This window comes from Acinetobacter sp. 1207_04, from assembly GCF_052850415.1.
In genome coordinates this window covers 1-6,226 of sequence record NZ_VXCQ01000029.1, presented here as the reverse complement: position 1 = coordinate 6,226, position 6,226 = coordinate 1, and the positions used below count along the sequence as shown (strand labels likewise).

The following is a 6,226-nucleotide window of genomic DNA, read 5'->3' as shown; positions in this document are numbered from 1 at the left end:
CTCGGTTCTTTTCTTTTAGAGTTTAATTGTTTAGAAAAGCTAATTAAAGTCATAAAACAATGGTCAAATATTAGATGTGGAACGTGAAAAAATAGAAAATTAGCTCTAATTTATAAACTATGGCTTTTAAAAAACTTAAAATATTGATTTAATAGATATAATTATAATTATTATGTAAAAGTCGTATTATCTTGGTTCTAGAAATTCTATATTCTTAATTGGTCAATAATCTGCCAAAGATTACAATCTAATTGGTTTAGAATATCTATTCTTTTTTGCCAATGTAATCTTAGTTATGACGTATAAAATTTTAGATACTTTTGCTGGAGCTGGTGGGTTTAGCTTAGGTTTTGAGATGGCAGGAGCAACTATCATTGGCGCAATTGAACAAGATGAATGGGCTACTGATACATTCAAATCTAATCATCCAAATACTTTAGTAATTAAATCTAAATTAGAAGATTTAAATGACTCATATCTTAAAACTAACTTTCAGAATATCGATATATTACTAGGCGGTCCTCCATGCCAAGGATTTTCCATCGCTAATAAGAAAAATGGGGACCCTAAAGATCCTAGAAACTCTTTATTTCAAGAGTTTTTAAGAGTCGCTAAGGTACTACAACCTCGCATAGTAATCATGGAGAATGTTCCTAATCTACTTAATGCAAAAACTGCAGATAAAACCCCTGTTATTGAAATTATAGAAAATGAACTACGTGAACTTGGTTATTTTGTATATAAAACAATTCTTGAGGCGCAAAATTATGGTGTTCCTCAAATAAGAAAACGGCTTTTTGTTATTGCTTCTAAAAATGAATTACAGAAGCCTTTTCCCGAGGCTACACACAGTACTGATCTAACTTTAGGTCTTCAACCATGTCTAACTCTTTGGGATGCTATTTCTGACTTGCCTGCTATTTTAGCTAGAGAGGGAGCTGAAATAAGTGAATATACTGTAGAGCCACAAACTGATTATCAAAAAACATTACGTAAAAACAGTACTAAACTTCATAATCATAAAGCTATGAAGCATTCAAAAAGATTAGTCGAAAGATTCCAATCTATGGAATGGGGGCAATCAACAAGTGATGTTCCTGATCATCTTAAGCCAATAAAAAGAAATAGTAGCGAAATTTCGACCACAGTTTATGATCAAAATAATAGACGAATGCATCCAAATAAGCCTTGCCACACAATTGCAGCAAGCTTCTATGCAAACTTTGTTCATCCATATCTAGATCGTAATTTTACGGCTCGTGAAGGTGCTCGAATTCAATCATTTCCTGATGATTACATATTTTTAGGAAAACCAACGGTAGTTAGCCACAAGCTATTACAACGTGAAGGTAGATTTGATGAAAAGTATTTATGCCAATATAACCAAATAGGTAATGCTGTCCCACCATTATTAGCATTTAATGTTGCCAAAAATTTATTATCACAATTGGAAAGTAGTAATCATGAATGATTCAACAGTAATAGTAGATATCGAACCTGTGGAGGCTGGTTTACCTAATGAACTAGTATTCATTCATGGTAATAACTTGTCTCAAAAAGAACAGCACAAGAAAAAATATAATGATGCTGATAGTAAAATATATTTAGCAGAAATTCGTTCTCAATACGATCAATGGAAAAAAGATAATCTAGATTTAAAAGGCCCAACTAAAGATTTGACAGAAGACGATTCTGAAATTTTAAAGCAGAGAGTTGAATTACTAAATACCTATAAGGATTTCATTGATCTTCAAAAATATGCTGAAAAATTTGATTCAAGATCAAATTTGCATTCAAGTGTTTTAGAAGAATTCATGTACTATTTATTTAAAGATCTAGTAACAAGTATTTCGGAAAATGCCCATATAGGGAAAACACATTCTTTTAAGGATATTTTCTTTAGAGCTAAATCTTTCTCTGAAATGTTAAAAAATCCAACTGCAATCATTGAGAAAAAAGACCATGATTTTGCAATTGGCATTAATGTGCAAAGTTCTTTTAAATGTAGAGGCGAAGATCAAGACAATACAGAGATTTGGGACCTGCCAGCTATAGCGATTGAATGTAAAACTTATCTAGATAAAACAATGCTACAAGATGTCTCTACTGCAGCTGAACAGATAAAAGCTAAAAACCCAAATGCAAGATATATTGTTGTTGCTGAATGGTTAAAACTTACTGAATCTATTAATTTAAAAAAATACAAAATTGATCAGATTTATATCCTTAGAAAACAAAAAAATACAGATAGAGAGTTTAGATATGCAGATGACTATGATAAAAATCCTATTTATGAAGATGTTATTGAACTTCTATTCAACGATGTAAAAAACTTTTTAACTGAGGATTGGGATAGTTCGGTACTTTCAGGACTAGAAAGAGGTTATTTATTATAATTTTATAGCTCTCAATATGAATTGCACCCCGAAATTTGGCTCGATGCTTTGAAAAATGGCTAGAGCCATTTTTCAAAGTCGGGCAACTTTGCGTCAGTTACTGTTGGCTTGGTAATCATAAAAACTGAGCAAAGTACCGTCCGAAATTATTTAGGGTCAATCACACAATAATCCTTACTTTTACCGTATCCGCATTTTTTAGTCATGACTTTGACGCATGTCTGTCCATCACATTTAGATATATCTAGGCTGTATTGTTTGAGGTTATTTACTTCTGATCTGCGTTGTTGGATTTCGTCTAGACTTGGTATGAATATAAATATCGCCAAAAATACAATCATCACCAAAGCTACAAACGCACTGGAATAAAGAGCAATAAATTGCCAATTCAGTCGATTGGTTGCCTTGTCTAATTCTTGAATTCTGTTTTTTAATGCACCTAGAGCCTGCTTATTTGTCTCTTGTAACGATTTTTCAGCCTTATCGAGCACTCCACTAGCGACTTGGTTGTAAAATGCCTCTAATCGCTTGTTATCGTCTGCTATGGCTTCTCGATACTCTTTCATAGATGCCAATAAAATATAGAGTTGGTCGTCTAAGTCATTTTGATTGCTCATCGGTACATTCCGCCCTGATCTAAGTTTTGTGATGCCTTACGGTTGGCTTGCTCGGCTCGTTGTTTATCTAATTCTTGCTGTCGCTTCATTTCCGCTTGGCGTTCTAGTTCTAGGCGTTTGCTTTCTTGGTTCTTCTGCCATTGCTCAAAACCTTGATCAACACGGTTTAAACCACGCTGTAAAACGCTCTCTTTCTGCTGTTTCTGTTGGTCAAGTTGTTGGGTATTCTGCTGTTTCACATTGTCATTAAAACGGCTGATTTCAGTGTCTATGCCTTGTCTGCGTAATTGGGTGACTTTGGTGCCTTCGTGAATAGTGGCTTGTAGTCCGTTGTTCTGATCGGCATAGCTGCGGTGGTCTATTTTTTCACTGTGTCCGGCTTTTTCTAATGCGTAATTGGCAAGGTCTGCCCATTTTGTCCGGATAGCTTTAATTTCTTCTTGGGTTGTACCCATATCAAGGCTTTTTCTTTTGGTGTTACTGAGTTCAATATCTGCCTTAGTGGTCAGAATAAGTTTGTTGTCAGGGTTTAACTCCGCTTTTCGGGTGGTGAGCATGATATGGGCGTGGTGGTTTTTATCATTACCGCCTTTACTCGGTTCATGGATGGCTAAGTCTGCGATCACGCCATAGCGGTCAACTAAGGCCGTGGCAAATTCTTTTGCCAAGTCCTTACGTTGATCAACGTCTAATTCATCAGGTAGGGCAATGACCCATTCTCTAGCGGTTCGGGCATCTTTACGATTTTCGGTTTTTTCTGCCAAGTTCCAGAGTTCACCACGGTCAACCTGAATATCTAAATTAGAGATAATTTCAGAATGGGCGACACCGTCTTTTCTCGTAAAGTCATGGGTCAGTCCTGTGCGTTCATCTTCTAATTTTTCCCCTGCACGATATGCAGACGATGCAACTGCAGTTCGTCCCGAACTTCGGTTAACCGTTTTAGTGGAACAATGATAAATTGCCATGCAGTCGCCTTGGGGTGCTTTTGCTTTTGGGGTTAAGGGGATTCCCCTTACGCAAACTTTGACTTGGATGAAATCCAAGTCGTAAGTGCGCATTTCATGAAAAACACGATAGCATATTGCCCGCTTGAATTTCAATTCATAGGGTTTTATGCTTGAGTTGTTTTCTACATCCAGAAATTAACCGTTATGACAAAATCTGCCGAAAATATTGAAAAGAAAATTGAAGCTCAGTTAGAGAAGTTGAAACAGTTAAAAGCTCAAAAACAAGCTATTGAAGCAAGAGAAAAAACCAAGCAGAAGGAACAAGAAAGAAAGGACGATACTAGACGTAAAATTTTGCTCGGTTCTTATTTAATTAAGAAAATGCAGAACGAGGCCAACAAAGAAAAAATACTCGCTGAACTCAACGAATATTTAACAGAAAATAGAGATAGACAGCTTTTTGATTTACCCGATATTGAAGCTTAATTTTTCTTAGCTTTTTGGTTGTTTTGTTCGGCTTGATATTCAGGAATGATCGTATTTAAAACTTTTTGAATATTGTCCTTGTCCTCGATCTGCAAATGATCCCGATAGTAAATTAAGTCCTGTATTTTGCTTTCCATCTGCATTTTTTTGGTGGGTTCGGCATCTTTGGATATTCGGGATAATAGGAAGATATAACCGCATATATTTTCCCTCGCAATTTCATAATTTACGATGTCGAGGTATTCAACGGTCACATGTTTTAGATCGGTTGATAGGTTATTTAATTTAATCATGGCTGAAATCCTGATTTTTCTAATATTGGATAAAGCTCTCTGAATTTTTCAGGCTCTAAAAGCATGTCAGCGATACGAACTGCAAATTGTTGGTAGCTTTCTGTCCCTTGCGAATATGAACCCATTTCAGGCATTTCTGACATTTTATTTGCAAATAAGTGGCGTTGTGGGTCGCTCAATTTTATGAAAAAATCGGGGCTATTGCGATTTTGCTTGGATATTATTTTTTTTGAGGTTTTATCTACTTTAGGCTTAAATGTGAATGAAAATCCAGTAATTGTCCGCCCTTGCTTATGTTGTTCGTATTTAATCGTATAGTCTGAATGTTGATTCACTTGTTCCACTGCAACATCTAGGACTCGTAACTTAAAGTTAGAAATTATTTTATATTGCTTGGGTTCTACACCTAACTGTCCTCGTAACTGCTCTATTGGAATAAGTGGAATATGTCCTACATTTTTCCACTTCATTAATAACTCAAACAACCGAGTGGCGTAGGTACTAGTAAATTCTGTAGTCTGAGAAAGGTAGTAACTTGTAAAATATTCTTTTGAATTGGCAACTAATAAAACAACATCACTGGTAAGTTGAAAATGTAATAAGCCTTCTGATTCGGTATAACCAATTTTTTGTACCCATCTCGATTTCATTGTTGTGGGTATATCACAATCTCTTAGTTTTTTTGGTGGTTTAAGCGTGTATTCCTTACCAAACTCTAAGCCATATAGCGTATAAGAAAAATAGCGTAAGAATAAGCGCTCTGATGCTTCCTTTAATGCTCGATAAGCAACTGAGCTATCTACCTTAAATTGTTCTGCATACTCCCCTGCATGTATTGTCAGCACAGTATCACTTGTTATTTCTTGGTGCTGATTATTGGCTTTAACCAAAGCCAACCCTATTAAGCGTTGCTCTATAAGACTTAATGTATAACTTGCATCAATCAAAGCATTATTTTTAACGACTAAATCATTTGCCATTTTTTATACATACATTGTTTTTAGTTGTAATTATATTACATTGATTAAATATGTATAGCAATACTGCATAAACGTATAGATAAGACTGCATAAACGTATAGATAAGACTGCATAAACGTATAGATAAGACTGCATAAACGTATAGATATAGGGTTTCAAGTTATTGATATTTAATTAAAATAAGAGCTCTAAAATTATAAAATTAGAAAATTATTAAAAAGAGGGGAGTACTTAAAACTGCCCTAGGTACTTGCTAAAGCTCGTACTCTATTGAAGTTCGTTCCTCACTTCGTAGGGGCAGTTTTTGATTAATTATATTTGTGAAATCTAAAAACAAAAAAAGCTATGAATTCGCTTCGCTCATATTTTTTTAAAAGCAAAAGCTTCAAAGTTCGCACCCTTCGGGATGCTCTGTATTTTTCGTTATGACATTAAGGGGAGTTTGTAATCAGCGAAAAGGCAAGGACGAAATTTTTATGATACTCAATCGCTCGTAGACACTCG

7 protein-coding genes are annotated in these 6,226 nt (G+C 35.0%); 3 read left to right on the top strand and 4 right to left on the bottom strand.

Features of this window, described 5'->3' with window-relative positions; translation table 11 throughout:
• Positions 1-295 precede the first annotated feature (295 nt).
• Positions 296-1,471, top strand: a complete 1,176-nt coding sequence (locus FW754_RS16205) for a DNA cytosine methyltransferase (RefSeq protein WP_446325233.1) — start codon at positions 296-298, stop codon at positions 1,469-1,471.
• On the top strand, positions 1,464-2,396 hold the full coding sequence (locus FW754_RS16200) for a Bpu10I family restriction endonuclease (protein WP_446325232.1): 933 nt from the start codon (positions 1,464-1,466) through the stop codon (positions 2,394-2,396). Before FW754_RS16205 ends, FW754_RS16200 begins: the two co-directional genes overlap by 8 nt.
• 146 nt (positions 2,397-2,542) lie before the next feature.
• On the opposite strand, the gene FW754_RS16195 is transcribed toward FW754_RS16200, so the two are convergent.
• Positions 2,543-3,013 (bottom strand): hypothetical protein, encoded by a 471-nt coding sequence (locus tag FW754_RS16195; RefSeq protein WP_446325231.1) that lies wholly within the window; start codon positions 3,011-3,013, stop codon positions 2,543-2,545.
• Positions 3,010-3,981 (bottom strand): MobQ family relaxase, encoded by a 972-nt coding sequence (mobQ, locus tag FW754_RS16190; RefSeq protein ID WP_446325230.1) that lies wholly within the window; start codon positions 3,979-3,981, stop codon positions 3,010-3,012. The genes FW754_RS16195 and mobQ overlap by 4 nt, the downstream gene beginning before the upstream one ends.
• 186 nt (positions 3,982-4,167) lie before the next feature.
• Here mobQ and FW754_RS16185 point away from each other — a divergent pair, with 186 nt between their 5' ends.
• On the top strand, positions 4,168-4,449 hold the full coding sequence (locus tag FW754_RS16185) for a mobilization protein (protein WP_446325229.1): 282 nt from the start codon (positions 4,168-4,170) through the stop codon (positions 4,447-4,449).
• On the opposite strand, the gene FW754_RS16180 is transcribed toward FW754_RS16185, so the two are convergent.
• Positions 4,446-4,742 (bottom strand): hypothetical protein, encoded by a 297-nt coding sequence (locus tag FW754_RS16180; protein WP_446325228.1) that lies wholly within the window; start codon positions 4,740-4,742, stop codon positions 4,446-4,448. The two genes, FW754_RS16185 and FW754_RS16180, sit on opposite strands and share 4 nt — an antisense overlap.
• Positions 4,739-5,722, bottom strand: a complete 984-nt coding sequence (gene repM / locus FW754_RS16175) for a replication initiation protein RepM (RefSeq protein WP_446325227.1) — start codon at positions 5,720-5,722, stop codon at positions 4,739-4,741. The genes FW754_RS16180 and repM overlap by 4 nt, the downstream gene beginning before the upstream one ends.
• Between the last annotated feature and the right edge of the window lie 504 nt (positions 5,723-6,226).